Source organism: Smaragdicoccus niigatensis DSM 44881 = NBRC 103563, assembly GCF_000380645.1.
Lineage (GTDB): Bacteria > Actinomycetota > Actinomycetes > Mycobacteriales > Mycobacteriaceae > Smaragdicoccus > Smaragdicoccus niigatensis.
Window position 1 is genome coordinate 45,881 of record NZ_AQXZ01000014.1, and the last position, 18,876, is coordinate 64,756.

21 protein-coding genes are annotated in these 18,876 nt (G+C 64.8%); 10 read left to right on the forward strand and 11 right to left on the reverse strand.

Annotated features, from left to right (window positions below; translation table 11 throughout):
• Positions 1 to 146: 146 nt before the first annotated feature.
• Entirely contained in the window at positions 147 to 359 is a 213-nt protein-coding gene (locus tag F600_RS0107200) for a hypothetical protein (protein WP_018159924.1), read from the forward strand.
• 14 nt (positions 360 to 373) lie between these two features.
• Entirely contained in the window at positions 374 to 994 is a 621-nt protein-coding gene (locus F600_RS27330) for an alpha/beta hydrolase (protein ID WP_040630775.1), read from the forward strand.
• On the opposite strand, the gene F600_RS0107210 is transcribed toward F600_RS27330, so the two are convergent.
• On the reverse strand, positions 981 to 2,264 hold the full coding sequence (locus F600_RS0107210) for a serine hydrolase domain-containing protein (RefSeq protein WP_018159926.1): 1,284 nt from the start codon (positions 2,262 to 2,264) through the stop codon (positions 981 to 983). The two genes, F600_RS27330 and F600_RS0107210, sit on opposite strands and share 14 nt — an antisense overlap.
• A gap of 179 nt (positions 2,265 to 2,443) precedes the next feature.
• Here F600_RS0107210 and F600_RS0107215 point away from each other — a divergent pair, with 179 nt between their 5' ends.
• The 4 genes from F600_RS0107215 to F600_RS0107230 are packed head-to-tail and all read left to right on the forward strand — an operon-like array spanning position 2,444 to position 5,936.
• Positions 2,444 to 3,205 (forward strand): DUF2470 domain-containing protein, encoded by a 762-nt coding sequence (locus F600_RS0107215; RefSeq protein WP_040630827.1) that lies wholly within the window; start codon positions 2,444 to 2,446, stop codon positions 3,203 to 3,205.
• Between the two features lie 26 nt (positions 3,206 to 3,231).
• The gene (locus F600_RS0107220) at positions 3,232 to 3,987 is read left to right on the forward strand and encodes a CPBP family intramembrane glutamic endopeptidase (protein ID WP_018159928.1); all 756 of its coding nucleotides are present in this window, start codon (positions 3,232 to 3,234) and stop codon (positions 3,985 to 3,987) included.
• Positions 3,988 to 4,032: 45 nt separating this feature from the next.
• Complete coding sequence (locus F600_RS0107225) at positions 4,033 to 5,358, forward strand: LCP family protein (protein ID WP_245541489.1); 1,326 nt, start codon at positions 4,033 to 4,035, stop codon at positions 5,356 to 5,358.
• 47 nt (positions 5,359 to 5,405) lie between these two features.
• Positions 5,406 to 5,936, forward strand: a complete 531-nt coding sequence (locus F600_RS0107230; RefSeq protein WP_026306268.1) for a ferritin — start codon at positions 5,406 to 5,408, stop codon at positions 5,934 to 5,936.
• A 60-nt stretch (positions 5,937 to 5,996) separates the two neighbouring features.
• On the opposite strand, the gene F600_RS0107235 is transcribed toward F600_RS0107230, so the two are convergent.
• From F600_RS0107235 to msrA, 7 genes are all read right to left on the reverse strand, one after another.
• Entirely contained in the window at positions 5,997 to 6,890 is an 894-nt protein-coding gene (locus F600_RS0107235) for a DUF5926 family protein (RefSeq protein WP_018159931.1), read from the reverse strand.
• Positions 6,891 to 6,962: 72 nt separating this feature from the next.
• Positions 6,963 to 7,730 (reverse strand): glycerophosphodiester phosphodiesterase family protein, encoded by a 768-nt coding sequence (locus F600_RS0107240; RefSeq protein WP_018159932.1) that lies wholly within the window; start codon positions 7,728 to 7,730, stop codon positions 6,963 to 6,965.
• Positions 7,727 to 8,611 (reverse strand): DUF4328 domain-containing protein, encoded by an 885-nt coding sequence (locus F600_RS0107245; protein ID WP_018159933.1) that lies wholly within the window; start codon positions 8,609 to 8,611, stop codon positions 7,727 to 7,729. Before F600_RS0107245 ends, F600_RS0107240 begins: the two co-directional genes overlap by 4 nt.
• Positions 8,612 to 8,745: 134 nt before the next feature.
• Positions 8,746 to 9,087 carry a rhodanese-like domain-containing protein gene (locus F600_RS0107250; protein WP_018159934.1) on the reverse strand — a complete coding sequence of 114 codons (342 nt, stop codon included), beginning with the start codon at positions 9,085 to 9,087 and terminating at the stop codon, positions 8,746 to 8,748.
• A gap of 203 nt (positions 9,088 to 9,290) precedes the next feature.
• Positions 9,291 to 10,406 (reverse strand): ArsA family ATPase, encoded by a 1,116-nt coding sequence (bagB, locus tag F600_RS0107255; protein WP_018159935.1) that lies wholly within the window; start codon positions 10,404 to 10,406, stop codon positions 9,291 to 9,293.
• Positions 10,403 to 11,458 carry an ATPase BagA gene (bagA, locus tag F600_RS0107260; RefSeq protein WP_018159936.1) on the reverse strand — a complete coding sequence of 352 codons (1,056 nt, stop codon included), beginning with the start codon at positions 11,456 to 11,458 and terminating at the stop codon, positions 10,403 to 10,405. The genes bagB and bagA overlap by 4 nt, the downstream gene beginning before the upstream one ends.
• A gap of 433 nt (positions 11,459 to 11,891) precedes the next feature.
• Positions 11,892 to 12,515: a peptide-methionine (S)-S-oxide reductase MsrA gene (gene msrA, locus F600_RS0107270; RefSeq protein ID WP_211220050.1), complete on the reverse strand. Its 624-nt coding sequence runs from the start codon at positions 12,513 to 12,515 to the stop codon at positions 11,892 to 11,894.
• 230 nt (positions 12,516 to 12,745) lie between these two features.
• On the opposite strand from msrA, the gene F600_RS0107275 reads away from it, so the two are divergent.
• Positions 12,746 to 13,363, forward strand: coding sequence for a superoxide dismutase (locus F600_RS0107275; RefSeq protein ID WP_026306271.1), 618 nt, complete (start codon positions 12,746 to 12,748; stop codon positions 13,361 to 13,363).
• Between the two features lie 52 nt (positions 13,364 to 13,415).
• On the opposite strand, the gene F600_RS0107280 is transcribed toward F600_RS0107275, so the two are convergent.
• The gene (locus F600_RS0107280; RefSeq protein WP_156024466.1) at positions 13,416 to 14,222 is read right to left on the reverse strand and encodes a DUF7847 domain-containing protein; all 807 of its coding nucleotides are present in this window, start codon (positions 14,220 to 14,222) and stop codon (positions 13,416 to 13,418) included.
• Between the two features lie 192 nt (positions 14,223 to 14,414).
• On the opposite strand from F600_RS0107280, the gene F600_RS0107285 reads away from it, so the two are divergent.
• Together F600_RS0107285 and F600_RS27335 are read left to right on the forward strand one after the other, a co-directional pair.
• Entirely contained in the window at positions 14,415 to 14,942 is a 528-nt protein-coding gene (locus tag F600_RS0107285) for a hypothetical protein (protein ID WP_018159941.1), read from the forward strand.
• Between the two features lie 144 nt (positions 14,943 to 15,086).
• Positions 15,087 to 15,764 (forward strand): TMEM165/GDT1 family protein, encoded by a 678-nt coding sequence (locus tag F600_RS27335; protein WP_018159942.1) that lies wholly within the window; start codon positions 15,087 to 15,089, stop codon positions 15,762 to 15,764.
• Here F600_RS27335 and F600_RS0107295 read toward each other — a convergent pair.
• On the reverse strand, positions 15,761 to 17,506 hold the full coding sequence (locus tag F600_RS0107295; RefSeq protein ID WP_018159943.1) for a patatin-like phospholipase family protein: 1,746 nt from the start codon (positions 17,504 to 17,506) through the stop codon (positions 15,761 to 15,763). The two genes, F600_RS27335 and F600_RS0107295, sit on opposite strands and share 4 nt — an antisense overlap.
• Before the next feature lie 105 nt (positions 17,507 to 17,611).
• On the opposite strand from F600_RS0107295, the gene F600_RS0107300 reads away from it, so the two are divergent.
• A complete protein-coding gene (locus tag F600_RS0107300; RefSeq protein ID WP_018159944.1) occupies positions 17,612 to 18,376 on the forward strand; it encodes an SDR family NAD(P)-dependent oxidoreductase in 765 nt (254 codons plus the stop codon).
• Here F600_RS0107300 and F600_RS0107305 read toward each other — a convergent pair whose 3' ends face one another.
• The gene (locus F600_RS0107305; RefSeq protein ID WP_018159945.1) at positions 18,377 to 18,868 is read right to left on the reverse strand and encodes a hypothetical protein; all 492 of its coding nucleotides are present in this window, start codon (positions 18,866 to 18,868) and stop codon (positions 18,377 to 18,379) included.
• Positions 18,869 to 18,876 lie beyond the last annotated feature (8 nt).

Sequence of the window (18,876 nt, forward strand, 5' to 3'; positions counted from 1 at the left end):
GGTTGGGCGCGAAATATCCACTCAACGCAGCCGTGGGGCAATCCGTACCTCGGCGTACGCCGAATAAGAGATATGGGTGGCCGGTGTACCAGCAGATACAACCGGATATCACCGGCCACAGCACCTGTGCCCTCCGGAGACGAAACATGGAAACAGTACTCAGCGAGATCGGCGAGCTGATCCGCCAATTGCCGACCGCGACCGCATCTGCGAAACAGAAGGCGGACTGGTACGAGCGGAAAGCCAGGCTCTTCGACCACGTCGCCGCAGATCCCGCTGCCGATCGAGAAGACGCGGCCACCGCCCGGGCCATCGCAACACGGGCGCGCGAACATGGCCGCAAGTTACGAGCAAGCTAATCAGAAGCAGGGACATGACGGCATCACACCCACCAATACGCGGCACGGTCATCGTGCTACCCGGAGGGCGGCCCGTGAGCTGGGCGAAATCGCGCCCCAACCACCTGGCGAACCTACGAATGCGGCCAATTACCCGACGCCTGCGCCGCGAGCTGGGTCATGAGTACGCAGTGCATCAAGTGCAGTACCGGTTTCGGGGCTGGAACCCACCCCATTTGCCTGCTCTGGACGATGCACTCGCCACGATCGGCGAAGTGGGTTCGCCGCTGATCCTGGTGGGTCACTCGATGGGTGGACGGGTCGCGGCGCACATCTGCCAACGCGCTGACGTGGCCGGAATCGTGGCCCTCGCACCATGGTGGCCCGACCACGACAGCGAACTGATCACGGCACCACAGGTCGTCACTCTTCACGGCACCGCAGACAGCTGGACCAGCGCGAGAGAATCGTCGGAACAAACGACTGAAATGGTCGACCGCGGCATCGCTGCCACGTTCATCGAGATGAAGCGAGCGGGCCACTTCATGCTCTTGCGACCAGGCAAATGGCATGAACTCATCTGCGATTCCGTCACGAGCATGCTTGCCGCCCACCGGACAGCACCCGGATCGCCCACAACGATCAGACCGGCTTGAATTCCTTCGCAATCTGCTGCGCGATCATCCAGAACCGGAGAACCTCCGGATAGACGACGGCCTTTCCCGTGGTGATGAGCGCTGCAGACAACGCGCGTTGCGGGTCCGCCCAGCCGACGATATTGATCCATCCCAGGTGGCCGAACGCCTGCGCCGTGTTCATCCCGTACAGGCTCAGGTACTTCCCGCCGAGCATGAAGCCATAGCTGAAGCCGACCGGCGCAATGAGGCTCAGATCCATTTCCATGTGGGACTGCGGAATGAGAGCACGACGAATCGTCCGCTCCTCCATGACCCGAACTCCATCGAGTTCGCCACCGAGACGGAGCATTTCGTAGAACCGGCCCAACTCGTTCGCGGTACTGATGCCGTTCGCGGCGGGCAGTACGGCACGCAGGAATCGTGGGTCGTTCGACATCCGGGTCGCGACATCCGGATGTATCCCCAGCGCGCGAGTGGCGATCTGCCGCATGGGTGGCAGCAAGACCGGACCGGTCACGTAGTTCAGACCGACAAGCGGGATGTCGGCTTCGGCGACGCCATAGTTCATCCATCGAAAGCCGAGCGGGTCAAGAAACTCCTCCGCCAACACGTCGCGAATGCTGCGACCGGTCACTTCCTGGACGACTTCACCGAGCACCTGACCGCCGGATATCGCGTGATACGCCTGCCGCTTGCCGGGACGGAACACCGGTCGGGCGTTGTACATCGCCTCGCGAAGGAAGTCCGGGTCGTCGAGGTTGTCGAGATCGAGGGTGTTCGGGGGTGCGGTCGGGATTCCCGCCCGATGCGACAGCACGTGTCCGATGGTGATGCCGCCCTTGCCATTTCGCGCAAACTCCGGGAGGTACTCCGCGACCGGGTCACCGATGTGGAGTACGCCCTTCTCATCGAGCTTGTGGATGAGAGCGGCAGTCGTGCCCTTCGTCGCGGAGAAGACGCAGAACGGTGTGCTCGGAGTGGCCAGCACCTTGTCCGCATCCGGGTGATCGTCCGGCCCGTTGCCGCTCGCGTGACCGATCGCGCGATCGAGCACCACGGCACCCTCGCGCCGTACACAGAGCGCTAGCGCTGGATGAATTCCGCTGTTGTACAACGACTCCACGGATCGCCATACCCGCTCGACATTGTCTTGGGACAGCCCGACGTCGGCAGGATCCGCTTCAGTGGCCCGCGTGGTGACCGAGGCAAGGTCCTTCGGAATTCGGCTTCGGCGCAGCAGATCCGGGGCGTGCAGAGTGTCATGGAGAAATGCGGAGCGACGCACCATGAGGTGAGTCTTACACGCTCGGCCCCTCTGACGAGTGCACCCTCCTCGCGGAAGCCACTCGAACGTTGTCGCGATCAGGGTGCAGTCACGGAATTTCGACATCCATGATCCAAATGCTTGCCATCTCCAGCCTTTTTGCATAGCTTAGGCTTACCTAATTTCCAGTGGAGGTGGGAGCCATCGTGACGACCCCGACCATTCCGACGGCCGCCGAACGAATCCGAACCATCGCCATGCAGGCGCCGACCGGGGTTCTCGCGGCCGACAAACTCGAACCAGCCACCACGTCGTGGCACTACCTGTGCACAACCGGCGACATGCTCATCTCGGTGCGCAACGACTCACCGCCCCTGAAAAGGATCGGCGAATCCGGCCTACCGGCTGTCCTCGAACTCACCGACAGCGCACCGCTTCCCTTTCGAGAACCCGTCCGCGGACTCGTCTGGCTCCGCGGCACGCTGCACCGAATCGACGCCGACCGAGCCCGCGCGCTCGTCACCCAAGCCGCCGAATACGACCCTGCGCCAGCACTTCTCGACATCGGCCACACGACGACACTCATTCAGATGGACGTCGAGTCCGGAGTAGCCGCCGACGCCAACGGAGCCGAACCGGCCACCCGTGATGCGCTGAAAATGAGCATGCCCGACCCGTTCTGGAACTTCGAGTCGGACTGGCTGCAGCACCTCGACACCGACCACCCGGATCTGCTCGCGATGCTTGCCCGCCGCCTTCCGCCGCAGCTCCGGCAGGGCCGAATCCGACCTCTCGCACTCGATCGGTACGGAATCACCCTTCGCGTGGAATCCGGACCCGTCGATGACCGCGACGTGCGCCTCCCCTTCGCGCAGCCCGTCTCGAGCCCGGAGGCACTCAGCCGAGCGATTCGGGTTCTCATTGGCTGCCCATTTCTGAATGGCCTCCGTCAACGCACGGGCTGATCAGCCAAGATCAGTACTCTCAAAGCGTGCTGACTGATCGCGAACGCCGCGGAATCCGCGTCGAGATCGTGGTCGTCCTCGCGGTCACCTTCGGGCTCAGTGGCGCACGTGCGGCGCTGTCGCTCCTGCAGGACGCCCTCGCCCCGACGCCCCTCGCCGAACAATCGGTCGCGCTGAACCAATCGCAGGCCGAGATGTCCGCCATCGATCTGGCGTGGCAGATCCTCGGATTCACGCAGCTCTTCGCGTGGGGCGCACTCGGTCTTTACTTGCTGTGGCGAACCGGCCGGACGCTGGCCGAAGTCGGGCTCGCCAAGTTCTCGAGCCGCAAGGACCTCCTCCCTGCCGTCGGCCTGGCGCTGCTCATCGGAATCCCCGGACTCGGCCTCTACCTCGTCGCGCACGCTCTCGGCCTCAACCTGACGGTCGTACCGACGACGCTCAACGACCACTGGTGGCGAATCCCGGTCCTGGTCGTCTTCGCCGTCGCCAATGCCGCGGCTGAGGAGATCGTGGTCGTCGGGTTTCTCATGACGAGACTGCGCGATCTCGGCTGGTCCGAGAGCCGATCGCTCGCCGCGTCGTCACTGCTCCGCGGCAGCTATCACCTGTACCAAGGCCTCGGCGGCGGACTCGGAAACGTCATCATGGGCCTCATCTTCGGCCGCTATTGGCAGGTGCGAAACCGCCTGTGGCCGCTCATCCTCGCGCACGCTTTCATCGACATCGCAGCGTTTGCCGGTTATGCCCTGCTCCATGGTCACATTTCGTGGATTGGGTAGCTCACCTCAGCGAATCGCCAGGTGGCGCCGCGTAAAGTCGCTGCCATGACCAACGATCGGCGACCTGACGACTCTGGTGAACGGCCAGACGAGGGAACGCAGATCATTCGTCGAGATGGGCGAAAGTACTACCTGGAAGGTGGCACGCCGGAGAATCCGCCACACGTGCCGCCGTCGATGCAGGCCTGGTCCGCGGCCCCGAATCCACCGGCACCGTCGGCAACCCCACCACCACCGCGGCCGGCGCCACCTCCGCCGTCACCACCCCGCGCGGAACCGCCCCGAGTGGAGGCCCCACCGCCGATCCCGCGGCGGGACCCACCACCTCGCCCAGCCACCCGCGCGATGCCGTCCCAGCCGCCCAAGCGACCGGCGCCACCCCCTCGACGTCAGGCGTACGCGCCGCCACCTCCGCGTCGACCGGTGCGCATCGGAAAGCTGCTCAAGTACGCGGCGATTCTGCTGATCGTCGGCATGATCGCGTCGTTCGCCTACGTCGAAATTGCGCTCGGCCGAGTCGACGCCTTGGCCGACTACGACGGTCGCGTCGCCGACACCCCGGGCACCAACTGGCTTCTCATCGGCGCCGACAGCCGCGCTGGACTGACCGAACAGCAGCAAGCCGAGCTAGCGACCGGCGGCGACGTCGGGGCGGCGCGCACCGACACGATCATGCTCGTGCACATCCCGAAGTCCGGGCCGACCGACATCATCAGCATCCCGCGTGACTCCTACGTCAGCATCCCTGGCAACGGCAAGGACAAGATCAACGCGGCCTTCGCCATCGGCGGCGCACCGTTGCTGATCCAGACCGTTGAGATTGCGACCGGCGTACACATCGACCACTACGCGGAGATCGGCTTCGGCGGGTTCGCCGGGATGGTCGACGCGGTGGGCGGCGTCAAGATCTGCATCGACCAGCCGATCGACGACCCGCTGGCTGGAATCAATCTTCCGGCGGGCTGCCAGACGCTCAATGGTGCCAATGCGCTCGGGTTCGTCCGCACCCGCCACACCTTCGCCAACGCCGACCTGCAGCGCGTGCAGAACCAGCGCATGTTCCTCGCCGCACTCCTGGCGAAGGCGACCTCGATCAGCACCATCCTCAATCCGGTTCGCCTCGGCATGCTCGTCCACAGCGGCATCGACTCACTCACGGTCGACAACGGCGACCACGTGTGGAGCCTCGCCGCACTCGTCTGGGCGATGCGGGGCCAGACAGTTCAGTCCACCGTGCCGGTCGGCGGCTCCGAAAACGTCGACGTCGGCAACGTCCTGCTGTGGGACACGACCCGGGCCAGCGCGCTCTTCGAGGCGATCGCGAACGACCAACCCATTCCCGAAGCGGACATAACGCCCGGTGGAGGGTAGCCTTCGCTCGCCTGCATGACTGTTTCGGCGCCGGTAAGGTGCTGTTCATGTCCTCGAAGTTTCTCGATCTCCTGCACGAGCAGATCAACCACGAATTCAACGCGTCGCACCAGTACATCGCGATCGCCGTTTGGTTCGACTGCGCAGATCTGCCGCAGTTGGCGCAACGCTTCTACCAGCAGGCGTCCGAGGAGCGGGGCCACGCCCTGATGATCGTGCAGTACTTCCTGGACCGCGATATCCCCGTCGAGTTCAGCGGAACCGACGGCGCGATCTCGAAGTTCGCCGATGCCCGCGAACCGATCGCACTCGCGCTGTCTCAGGAGAAGATCGTCACCGAGCAGATCATCGCGCTTGCCAAGACGGCCCGCGAAGAGGGCGACTACCTGGGCGAACAGTTCATGCAGTGGTTCCTCAAGGAGCAGGTCGAGGAAGTCGCGAGCATGACCACCCTGCTCACGATCGCCGACCGTGCAGGCGGCAACCTGTTCGACCTCGAGAACTTCGTGGCACGCGAGATGAACAACGCCGCCGAGGACACCGCCGGAGCTCCGCCGCAGGCCGGCGGCGGCGCTTAACCGTTAACGCCGATCGGGGCTGTCAGCAATCGCTGGCAGCCCCGATGTGGTCTGTTGCGACTAGCGCAGCGTGATCTGACGACCACGCAGACCGTCGCGAGCACGACGCTCGTCCACGGTCAGCTCGTCGGTGGCGGCCAGGGCCTTATCGAGACGCTCGCCGAACTCGGCGGTCCCAGCGGCCCAATCCTGAGCAGGCCGGGTCCGTTCGAGGTCGAATACCGGAACGAGCAGGCCATCGGTGCGGAACGAACCGGCGTACCGCGAGCCCTCGCCGAGGGTGAGTCCACCGGCGGCGTGCACGCGCGCCAACGCGAGCATCAGCGCGTCCTCATCTTCCTTGCGCACCCAGCGGATGTGCGCCTTCTCGCCGGCATCGACCCACCACGCCGCGTCGAGGCCCTCGACCCGCGCCGAGGGCATGATCGCGGCGTTCGCCCGCTCGACGACAACCGCAGCCTCCGAGCCCGCCGGAATCTCGCTGTTGAACCACCAATCGAACGTGTCGTGCACCGTGATCTCGAGCGGTTCAGCTGCGTCGATCAGCTCCGCGAGCGGCTTCGATCCCGCCTGAGCACGTGGGAGCGACTCCCCGACCTTGGACTCCAGCGCCCACTCGATCGATCCCGCGAGATCGGTCGCCGGGTCGGAGCCGCGCGACTGAGCCTGCAGCGCGACATACGCGACGACGTCGTCGCCCTCTTCCCGAACGATTGCGTTGACGGCACCCGGCAGAACCGTGGCGACGAAGAACTTGCGGTCCGTGCCCTTGACCGGGAGCGGCGCGGTCGCCGACGGCACGAACTCGCGCATCGCCACGAGGTCGCCTTCCGCGGCGAGTCCCTCGAACGGCCGAGCAATCACCGAGGCGGCGGCCTGCGCTTCGCGGCGGCGCGCCAACTTCTCGGCACGATTGCTGTCGGCCTTCGGAGTGTTGCGGTTACTTCTGCCCATCGAAATCCATTCCCATCCCGCGTCTGCGCGCGCTCGAAATCGGCGGCGAACACGAGCGAAGTTACACGTCGACTAGACCGACTGCCCCAACCACGTCTTGGTTCTGGCAGGGTGATTCGTCGCAATCCAGCTCACGCCCAGTTCAGCGCAGTAGTCGACGTCGGTTCGATCGTCGACTGTCCAGCAGTACGTCGCTCGTCCCGCGGCCGCCGCCTTGTCGACCAGATCGGGGTGATCGCGGAGCACCGCGACCCCTGGACCGATCGCCGTGGCGCCCACCGTGTGGGCCGCGCCGCCCGTGAGATAGAGCGCCGTCTCACCCAGCAGGACCGTGGGCAACATGGGCGCCGAACGACGGATTCGCCACACCGCCGTCGCCGCGAACGACATCACGACGGCCCGGGACATGTCCGCCGACGCGGGCGAAGCCAAGCCGAATCGCTGCAGCTCAGCGAGTAACTTCGTCTCGACCAACGCGCCGTAGCGAACCGGGTGCTTCGTCTCGATGAAGACCTTCGTCGCGCGGGATTTCCAGTCGAGGGTGAGGGTCAGCAACTCGCTGAGAGTCAGGACTTCGGCTGGCTTGTCGGCCGTCCCGAAGTTGAATTCCTTGAGTTCGGCGAGCGTCATCTCGCTGATGACACCGGTGCCATCGGAGGTTCGCTCGATCGTCCGGTCGTGGACACACACGAGGACACCGTCGCGCGTCAGTCGGACATCGCATTCGAGACCGTCCGCGCCCTCGTGCAGCGCCAATTCGTAGGCCGCCAAGGTGTGCTCGGGCAGTGCGGCCGACGACCCACGGTGCGCGACCACAAACGGCGGACGGTTATCACTCATGGCGCCACGGAATCCTTCGCGGTACTGGTGACGGGACGAATCGGCTCGATCACATCGCGCGCCGGACGTGTGGCCGGAACCAGCCGGTGAACCACACGCTGGCGGCCGGCGAGGGTCCGCCCCTCGATCGATCGGATCAGCTTCAGCGTCAGCAGGGCGATACCCGCCGCGGCGAGGTCGGTCCAGGCGTAGAGCAGGACACCGTCCGCCATCGCCTGCAGCGAATCCGCACGTCGCCACAGGAGCGCGACCACCGCGAGTCCCGCGCCCGCGACCCATGCGATCCACCACACGCGGGCGAGTCGGCGCACGCGCGGGTCCGACTCGGCGGTGAGCTCGGTCAGCAGAACGCCGGGCATCACCAGGTTCACGCCGGGAACCAGGCAACCGACCCAGATCCGCCAGCGACTCCGCGGATCACGCGATCCCTTTCGGGCGAAGAACTCGCGCCGGGTGCGGACGAGCCACGACGCGCAGGCCACGGCGGAATACAGGCCGAGCGCCGGAGCGGCCGCACCGGCGATCCAGACGGCCGCATCGGACGCGTACACGAGCCACTGATCCACCAGGCGGGTGCGGTTGTAGACGAGGATCGCGTAGCGCCCCACTTCGGCGAGCGCGGCCACGACGAAGACCACTGCCGTGATCACCAGCAGCCGGCCGGCTCGATTAGCGAGGGCGTCGACTCGTGGCGTCGGCTTCGCGGGAACGGACGGGGGCGAATCCTGCAAACCCCAGCGCGGGATCTCGGCGTAATGCGGCGTCGGCGTGACAGATCCGGTTGTCGCGCGTCTGCCGCTGCCGAGACGTGCTCCGCGCGCGACCCAGCGGAAGTTGCGATGCTCGGCCGGGGTGTCCTGTGCCGAGGGAGCCAGCAGCACGCCGCCGCATCGCGGACACCAATCCAGAGGCGAGCTGGCGACGGGCCATTTGCTGTAGCAGCGCGCGCAGAACTGCACGTAGTGAGATCTCGGCTGGCGCGGACGACGGTCGCGCGGGCTCCGCTCCTGATGATTCACACAGCCCCCGGCTCGCCGTCGTCGGTGACAACCTCTCGGCCCGCGCTCTGCCACGCGACCATTCCGCCGTTGACATTGACGACGTCGTATCCGAGCTCGACGAGGAACTGCGAGGCGACGCGCGAACGGCCGCCATTGCGGCAGATGACGAAGATCTCGGCGTCGATGTCAACGTCGTCGAGGCGCGCGGGGACATCTTCGAGCGGAATGTGCACTGCCCCGGGCGCGTGGCCGAGTGCCCACTCGTCGTCCTCGCGAACATCGAGCAGCACGTACTCAGCACCGAACGCGGTGGGGACCACGTCGATGGAGACCGAGGGGAAGCCCGCGTCACTCACGCCCTTGATCCTTCCATGTGGATACCGGCGTTGCCACGGATGTCCGCAGGTGGCGCGGCCCTGGGTAGCGACACACCCCGTTTCGTATGAGTTGAATCACACCTTTTCACAGAGTTATCCACAGTATCCACAGCCTTATCCACAGGATTTGGCGAGGTGGGAGCGTCTGCGGGCAAAATTGTCCACAGGCTGAGGACTACCCGTCAGACGGTTGTCAACTGATCAGCGATGGCGCGGAGGGCGTCGATGTCGACGACCTCGCTCGACATCGCCGCAACCGGCTTCCACGGCACACTCGGGTGCTCCGAGGCGAAGCGCTCCACGAGGAGCTGTTCACGCTCGGCCGCCTCGACGCGGCGTGCATGAATGCGCAGGGCCCCCGTCGCAAGCGCACCGTCGTCGCCCGCACCGGTCGTCTCGATCGCGTCGGCGGCTGCGGTCGCACGTTTCGGCGCGATGTCGCACCACGAGGGGTGCGTCCGGTTGACGATGAGGCCGGCCAGCGGCATCCCGTCGGTCGCCAGGCGATCGACGAAGAACGATGCCTCGCGGAGCGGGTCGGGCTCGGGTGCGGCGACCACGAGGAAGTACGTTCCGGGACGTCCCAGCAGCTCGTACGTCTCCAGCGCCCGTTGCCCGAAGCCGCCCCAGATCGAGTCGAAAGCCTCGACGATCACCGCGACTTCGGAGAGCATCTGACCACCGATGATGGACGACACCGCCTTCAGGCCGAGGCGCACCGTGGCACTGACCAAGCGTCCCGCACCGCGACCAGAGGCCGAGAGGACGCGCAGCATGCGACCGTCCGTGAGCTTCGCGGCACGTTGCGGCGCATCCAGGAAGTCGAGTGCATTCCGCGACGGCGGGGTGTCGACGACGATGAGGTCCCACTTCTCCTCGGCGATGAGCTGCCCCAGCTTCTCCATCGCCATGTACTCCTGCGTCCCGGAGAACGAGGTCGCCATGCTCTGATAGAAGGGGTTCGCCAGAATCTGCTCGGCCTTTTCCGGTGTGGCGTGCCCGATGATCATGTCGTCGAACGTGCGCTTCATGTCGAGCATCATCGCGTCGAGGGTGCCCTTGGCATCCGGTCCCAGCGTCAGCGCTTTGGGACTGTTCCCCAATTCTTCGACGCCAAGCGCCTGTGCGAGCCGCCGTGCGGGGTCGATCGTCAGGACGGCGACCTTGCGGCCCTGTTCGGCCGCACGAACGGCGAGCGAGGCCGCCATGGTGGTTTTTCCTACGCCGCCCGAACCACAGCAGACGATGACCTTGGTCTCGGGGTCCTCGAGGATGCCGGCGATATCGAAGTCGTTCATTCCACACCCTGCTCTGCGAGTTTCCGTGCGATTTCTTCGATGGCGGCGCGGTCGACTCCGCCGTCGAGTGACGGGAGCGTCAGCGGTTCGACACCGGCTCGCTCAATGGCCGCCGCGCACTCAGACTGAGCCTGGTACCGAACGGCGTACTCGATGACCTCTCGCCGCAGACCTTCGGCCGCGGACGGGTCCAAACCCACCTTCCGGAGGTAGGACTCGAGCACCGCGGCATCGACCACGCCGTTCGCAGCGTCCGAGGCCACGCGCTCCGGCAGGAGACGCTCACTCGCCCGGTTGACGATCACGGCGCCGAGGTGGAAATCCTTCGCGCGGAGTTCGGCGATGGCGTCGAGAGTTTCCTGGACTGGCAGCGCTTCGAGGAGCGTGACCAGGTGAACCATCGTCTGCTCGGAATGCACCAGACTCGCGACGCGATCGGCTTGTTGGACGATCGGACCACCCTTGGCCAGTTCCGCCATCGCGGTGGTGACATCCAGGAAAGTCGTGATTCGGCCGGTCGGCGGCGCGTCGACGACCACTGCGTCGTAGACCCGGCTCTTGTCCTTGTTCACGGCCTCAACGCATTCCATGATCTTGCCCGTGATGATGACGTCCTTGAGCCCCGGCGCGAGACCGGTGACGAAGTCGACGAGCCCCATGCGCTTGAGCGCCTTGCCCGCGATGCCGAGCTTGTAATTGACGGCGAGGTACTCGAGGAAGGCGTGCGACACGTCGATCGGAAGCGCGATGACCTCGCCACCCCGTTCGGTGGTTTCGATGAGGGTTTCGGTCGGTGGGAGCGAATCGAAGCCGAACAGCGGCGCGATGCCCTGGCGACCCTCGACTTCGACAAGAAGTACACGGCGTCCCTGCGCGGCGAGTGCGAGTGCCAGCGCGGCCGCCATGGTCGACTTGCCTGTTCCGCCCTTGCCCGACACGTAATGCAGTTGCGCCCGGGCCGCCGTTGCTGACCACGCGTTCGATTGCAGCGGGAATCGACGCGACTCCGCGTCCACGTCGAATCGAGCCTGCGATTGCAGATCTACGCTCATGCGATCGTCCTCTCTGACGATTGCCGTGTCGGTTCAGCACCGGCTGGAAACGCTAAAGCCAAGTCAATTGACTGGACAATTTGGACGATAGCCAGTTTCGATATCGAATCGAAGGACGTTTGCGTCTCACCCATGGAGTGCTGATGCGCAAGTTACGGGGCGCGCACCACTCAAAAGAGCAGGTCAGGCCATTATTCGGCGCCTGCAAGCTAATCGCAGACGTGTTGACACGCAGCCAATTACGTGACGATCTTCACGCCGATTTGGGCCATTTTGGTCCACTCTTTGGCACCGAAATCCCAGCTACTGGCCATCAGATTCGGCGGATCCATGGAATGCCGTATCGGGCGCCTGATCAGGCGTGTCGATTTGGCAATCCACGCACCCGAAGTCCTAATCGATGCATTTTGCGGCAGCCCATGCACTGCACGGACTACTCGAGATCGAGTCCCACTGGGCAACTGACACCCGTCGCATGAACCGGGCAGTAGCCGTGCGGGTTCTTCGCGAGGTACTGCTGGTGATAGTCCTCGGCATAGAAGAACGTGCCCAGCGGTGCGATCTCCGTGGTCACTTCGCCGTAGCCGGCGGCCGCGAGGCGCTCGCCGAACATTTCCTTCGTCGAGTTGGCGATGGCCGACTGATCGTCGGAGTTCGTGTAGATCGCAGATCGGTACTGCGTGCCGTGGTCGTTGCCCTGGCGCATGCCCTGCGTGGGGTCGTGGTTCTCCCAGAAGTGAGCCAGGATCTGGTCGAGCCGGATCACCTTCGGGTCGAAGACGATGAGCACGACCTCGGTGTGACCCGTCCGCCCGCTGCACACTTCCTCGTAGCTCGGATTCGGGGTGAAGCCTCCGGCGTAGCCGGCGGCGGTGCTGTACACGCCGTCGAGCTGCCAGAAATCCTTCTCAGCGCCCCAGAAGCAGCCCATGCCAACGACCACCGTCTCGAGACCCGCCGGGAACGGCGGCTTGATGCGATGACCGTTCACAAAGTGGGTATCCGGAACGCGAAGCGGAGTCGGCCGCCCGGGAAGCGCCTTGTCCGCGCTGATCATGGCCGACTTGGCGGACGGGAGGAAGAAGTAGTTGTCGAACAGACCCATGACTCCACTTTGCCTTCGGAACCTCACAAGGTGTCTGACCTTTCGGTGACCTTGCCGGAATTATTGCGGGAACCGGGGGTTTGTTGGAAGGGTGGAGCCGTTGGCGCGCACCGCCTGTGCTCGACCCCCTAGGCACGACCCCGTAGGAAAATATGTTCAAGCTCAACCGGAAAGAGAACAAAGTGGCTGACTACACCCTGCCCGACCTTGACTATGACTACGCCGCCCTCGAGCCACACATCTCGGGCCAGATCAACGAGATCCACCACAGCAAGCACCACGCTGCCTACGTCGCCGGCGTGAACGCTGCGCTCGGCAAGCTCGAAGAGGCCCGCGCCAAGGAAGACCACGCCGCGATCTTCCTCAACGAGAAGAACCTGGCGTTCCACCTCGGTGGCCACGTGAACCACTCGATCTGGTGGAAGAACCTCTCCCCGAACGGTGGCGACAAGCCGACCGGTGAGCTCGCCGCCGCAATCGACGACCAGTTCGGCTCGTTCGACGGCTTCCGCGCGCAGTTCACCGCGGCCGCCAACGGCCTGCAGGGTTCGGGTTGGGCCGTCCTCGGCTACGACACCCTCGGCAAGAAGCTGCTGACCTTCCAGCTGTACGACCAGCAGGCGAACGTCCCGCTGGCGATCATCCCGCTGCTGCAGGTCGACATGTGGGAGCACGCCTTCTACCTGCAGTACAAGAACGTCAAGGCGGACTACGTCAAGGCGTTCTGGAACGTCGTCAACTGGGCGGACGTCCAGGCCCGTTTCGAGCGCGCCACCAGCGCGACCGGACTGGTCTTCTAAGTCGGTTCCTGAAAAGCAGCTCCCCGGACGACCGTCCGGGGAGCTGCTTTCGTTACTGCACCGGCGGCGGGGGCGGTGGCGGCGGCGCGAACCCAGCGGGACCCTGCTGCCCGGGCGATTGGTACCACCCATAACCCGGCGGAGGCCCGAACCCCGGTGGCGGCATGACCATCTGCGGTCGATCGGGTGACACCGCGCCTCCGGTGACGACCCGGTAGCCGTACCCGGCCGCGACCATATAGATCGGATAGGCGACGAAGAGTCCGACGTAGCACGCCATCGAGCCGACCCAGATGACCGCATAGTTGAGGATCGCCAACAGCAAAAGCGGTCCCACGTTGCGCCGAGTCACCTCGATGCTCGCTCGCAATGATCCGACTGCGCCAGCTCGGCCGTCGACGACGAAGAAGATCGCCAAGAAGGTCAGGAACTGCAGGGCCAAGACCGCAACCACGGCAGCCACCGCCGCGATGATCGCGACGGTGATCGTCAAGGCGCCCTGGCCAACCGCGACCGCGGCACCTACGAGAGCCCCCGCGAGAAGGACGGGAATCATAACGATCAGCCACGCCAGGAGCTGGACGCCGATCGCCGAACCCCAGTTGATCCCGCCGAAGAATTCACGGAGTCGCGGCTTCCTCCCGTCGAGTTCGAGGATTGCGCCGCGTGCCAACATGGCCCCCGCGACCACGATGCCGATCAGGGTGCAGACAAGCAGAAATGCCACGAGAACGGCCAGGATCCAGGTCCACGGGTTTTGCGCAAACTTGTTCCAGCCGTAGGAGATTGCTCTCGTGGGTGAGACCGGAAAGGGCTCCGGCGGATATCCCGGCATCGGTTGGGCGGGCGGGAAAGTCATCGGACCTCCTCGAGTGAGACGCTGAGTCAAGCCTCGCAATATTTTCGAGTCGCGGAAAGTATCACTACACCTAATTTCGGACATCAGCGCCGTAGCCTGCACTTTTACCGGCCGAGTGCTAGCAGTCCGTTGATCTTGTGTGCCAGATCGGTTGTGCCTCATTCTCATCTACACGAACGAGGAGGTGGCCCAATGATTGATCCATATCAGGTCGGCGTTGCCCCGTTCCATTCCTCCGGAGCCCTACAGGGCTTCGTGATCTCCGGTCGCTGGCCGAATTCGATGAAGGAATGGACCCAACTGCTGGTCTTGGCCGTCCGCGTTGCGACCGTCCCCGGACTGCTCGGCACCTCGACGGTCTTCGGCGCTCGCGAGGATCTGCCGGATAACCCCTTTCCGGGCACCGTCGGCCTCGTCATCGCCGAGGGTCCCGTGCTCGGCGAAGCGGCGATCAACCCCGGGCGCCTCGCGGGACGGTTCCCACCCGCACTTCTGATGCTGCATCCGCCATCGGAGACAACCCCGTCGTTGCCCGAGTGCGAAGGTGCCGCATCGGGGTGCGTATTGCTGCCGGGAGTGCCCCATCTAGGCCTCGATCACCGTGCTGCGTGGGTCGAAGCCGATTCCGACGGGACGATAACGTCGCTGGTCAGCCGCGTCGGAATCGACCCGATTCGCGACCCCGACACTGCAGTTTTGGCGATGCTTCTGGCCGCGTGAGGCTACCCGAAGATTAGTGGTTCGGTTCACCAAACTTATTGTGCTGGTTAACCTTTCAGCATTTGCAAGTTGCGCACGACCGCCCCGCGAGGCTACCGTTATCTGAGCGTGTTTTTACGCTGCGCAGGTTTGAGGAGCCACCCGTTGATCACCGCCATCGCCCTGAGTTTCGCCATCGTGTTCGTGGCCGAACTCGGAGACAAGTCGCAGCTGATGGCGCTGTCGTTCTCGATGCGGTATTCGTGGCGCCAGGTCCTCGCCGGAATCACTGTTGCTGCCGCGATCGTGCACGCACTGTCGACCGTCATCGGTCAGGCCGTCGGGTCCGCCTTCCCCATGACCGCAGTCGCCATCGTCAGCGGGCTGGCGTTCATCGGATTCGGCCTCTGGACGTTGCGCGGCACTGAGGACGCGGCCGGCGCGATTGCGGCCAAGACCGGATTCGCGACCGTGGCCATGACGTTCCTGCTCGCCGAACTCGGCGACAAGACGATGCTGGCGACCTTCACCCTGGCCACCCACGGCAACGGTGTCGGAGTCTGGCTCGGCTCCACTGTCGGAATGGTGGCCGCGGACGCGCTCGCCGTCGCGATCGGATTGACGCTCGGTCGTCGCATTCCGCAACGCACCATGACCGTCGCATCCGCCGGAATCTTCGTCCTCATAGGCGCTTTCGCCGCGATGAACGCAGCGTCGGGCAGCATCCTGCTGGCCGGGGCGGTGGCTCTGACCGCATCCGGCGTCGTCGTCGCAGTCGGGCGCCGGGCACCGCGGGTGCACATCCCCGCTGTCGCACCCGACCGGATTCCGGTCGCGGCCTAGCTTTCCGCCCTCTTATCGCGCATCTCGCGCGCCTTCACGACGACCTTGTCAGCCACGGTCTTTGCCCGCGACTTCGCGCGCTCGGACCGCGGGATGTACTCCGCGGCGGCCTTCGCGTTGTCGATGATCGCCGACATCGACAACAGCCGGATGCCCGTACGGGCCGAAACCTCGATGCTTTCGAGAAGCGAGCGATCGGCGTCATCCCACCACACCGGCTCGGTTGCCTTCTTGATGAAGTCGATCTCGGGCTCGATCGAAGCGCGGCCCCAGCCGATCGCGCGATCGATTCCGGCCGGCGAGGCCGCCACCGACAACGGCGACAGAGTCGGCTTGAACTGCACGATGCTGTCCGCGTAAGGAGCGTTGCGGAGCATCTGGATCTGGAGCGCCTGGGTGACCGGCTGCAGCCATAGGTGCTTGGGGTCCCATTGCGGATGGAAACAGTCCCATCCCAGGTAGAGCGCGTTCCGGGTGCCCAGTCGACCGTCTTGGATGCGCTTCCAGGCGAGTTCGACGGGGACGTTGCTCGCGGCTCCGCCGTCGACCAGTGCGGCGACGTCCTTCTCCGCCATCAACTCATCGAGCAGCGGCCACATCCGCGGATCGTCGGACTCGTGGTGCAGCACCCCCGGAATCGACGACGAGAAGCTGGCCGCATCGACGACGTTGAACTGCTTGGTCAGGTCATCGCCACCGATGACGATGGGCTTCACCACCCGGGTGTCGATGAACGCGGCCACCTGCCACAACGCCGCAATCAACGCGGGGTTCTTGTTTCCGCGCTTGGGCAGCGCCCGCAAGGCCAAGTTCGTGAGCTCAGACGGCCGGAACCGACCCGGCAAGCGATCGAACGACTGCTTCCGTACCCCTGCGACGACCGTTTCGTACGGGATCGCCAGATCCTGCATCTGCAAGCTCGAGCCGTCCTCACGAACGAACATGTCGTGCGCGAAACGGTTGAAGTACAGGGCAACCACACCGTTCAGACCGTGCCGCCGATTCAGTCGAGCCGGACCGAGGATCTGCCGGTAGGTGACTGTCTTGGCCCAGTCAAAGTAATCCTTAATCGGAATCGGCAGTTCCCGAGCGACGACACTGCCGATGATCGCGCCCATGGAGTTCGCCATCATGAAGTCCGGCTTGATGCCCTCGTCATGGAGGCGCTCGATGCCGCCGAGGTAGACGTAGCCCGCACCGCCACCGCCACCGAGGGTGTACACGAGTGCCTTGTAACCGACTTCGGCATCGAGTTCGGCACGTGAGAAGTCGTTCGAATGGACTTCGAGAACTCGGTTGCGGGTCGCCTCGAGCTCGCCCTCGAGATCATGCAGCGCAGCCTTCGCGCCGACCAGACGGTCGAGGGCTTTGTTCTCCTTACGAAGTGGTCGATACAAGGCGTCGATCGCCTTGGCGCGGAACTCCTCGATGAGCTCACCGACCACGATGTCGGCGCGGCCGGGGCGCAATTCCGGACCCGCGGCGCCGGGTGCGAAGGCGTGCAGGCGAGCGAAGGTCAGGAGATACCGGAGACGGCGAAACTCCTCTTCCGACAACACATCCGGGTGCTCGAGCTGGGCGCGGACAAGCGCGCTTTCCATGTGCTGCAGCAGCAGAACCGCGTTTGAGTCGACGTCCGGAGCGGGCTCGATCCCGGCGATTTCCTCGATCCGCCCGACCACCTCCCCAACCGCTGCATTCTGGAGTCCAATGAGGGAATCGGTCAGCCGCCGCTTAGCCATGTGTTCATCTTGAACTGTCGTCCCGCTACGGTGGGCAAGTATTGGTGCACCTGACAAATAAGTGCGCCGAACACACGAGTACCACTCGCTCACAAGGAGAACCACGTGCAAATCACTGGAGCAGCAGCGGTCGTCACCGGCGCCGCATCCGGCCTCGGTGCCGCCACCGCGAAGGCCCTCGTCGACGCTGGAGCCGAGGTCTACGGCCTCGACCTGCAGGCGTCGATCGACAAGGCCGGCAGTGCACCGGAGGGGGTCACCCTCATCGCCGGTGACGTCACCAGCGACGCCGACGTCAAGGCCGCGATCGCCCGGATCGCCGAGAACGGCGCACCGCTGCGCGTCGCCATCAACTGTGCCGGTGTCGGCTGGGCGTCACGCATCCTGTCGAAGAAGGGGCCGCACGACCTCGAGCTGTTCCGCACGGTCATCACCGTCAACCTGCTCGGCACATTCAACGTCATGCGCCTGGCCGCCGAGGCCATGGCTGCCACGGAGCCGGTCGACCAGTACGGCCAGCGCGGCGTCATCATCAACACCGCGTCGGTTGCGGCGTTCGAGGGCCAGATCGGCCAGATCGCGTACTCAGCTTCCAAGGGCGGCGTGCACGGCATGACCGTCCCGGCTGCTCGCGACCTCGCCCAGTTCGGCATCCGCGTGTGCACGATCGCTCCGGGAATCATCGACACCCCGATGCTCGCCGGCGTTTCCGACGAGTACCGCGCGGGTCTCGAGGCCGGCGTTCCGTTCCCGTCGCGCCTGGGTCGCCCGGACGAATACGCCAAGCTCGCCGCGATGATCATCGAGCACGACTACCTCAACGGCGAGACCATCCGTATGGACGGCGCGCTGCGGATGGCACCGCGCTAATCAAACCTCGGTAGTTGGCTCCGGCGAAGTCTCCACGCGAGGCTTCGCCGGCGTCACTCGGTAGGTGCTGAAGCTGCGGAAGACGTCACCGACGGCACGGTTGATGCCGCTGATCGCCGCGTAAACGCCGTCGACATTGTCATCGTGAAGTTTCTGCGCGGCTCGGCCCGCTTCACGCGTGCTTTCGAACGAATCAAGAACCTTGAAGGCACCCTCGGCCAGCGTCTTGTGCCCGGCTTCGAGAACCGCCGTTCCGAGTTCGACAGCGGTCGACGTTCCGGCCGCGAAATCCACCGCATTCGGCTGCGGGTTGGACTGCCGAAGTGCGAGCGACTTTCGCGCGCCGTCGAGCTCATCGGTGAGGCGATTGATCTCTGCACGCGCGTTTTCAAGATCAATCGTTTGGTTCTTCGACTGCTTGGCGGTACGCAAAAGCAGCGCGACGAGAGCGACGACAATCAGCGACAGCAGGCCGATGGCGATGTAAAGCACGTGGACAA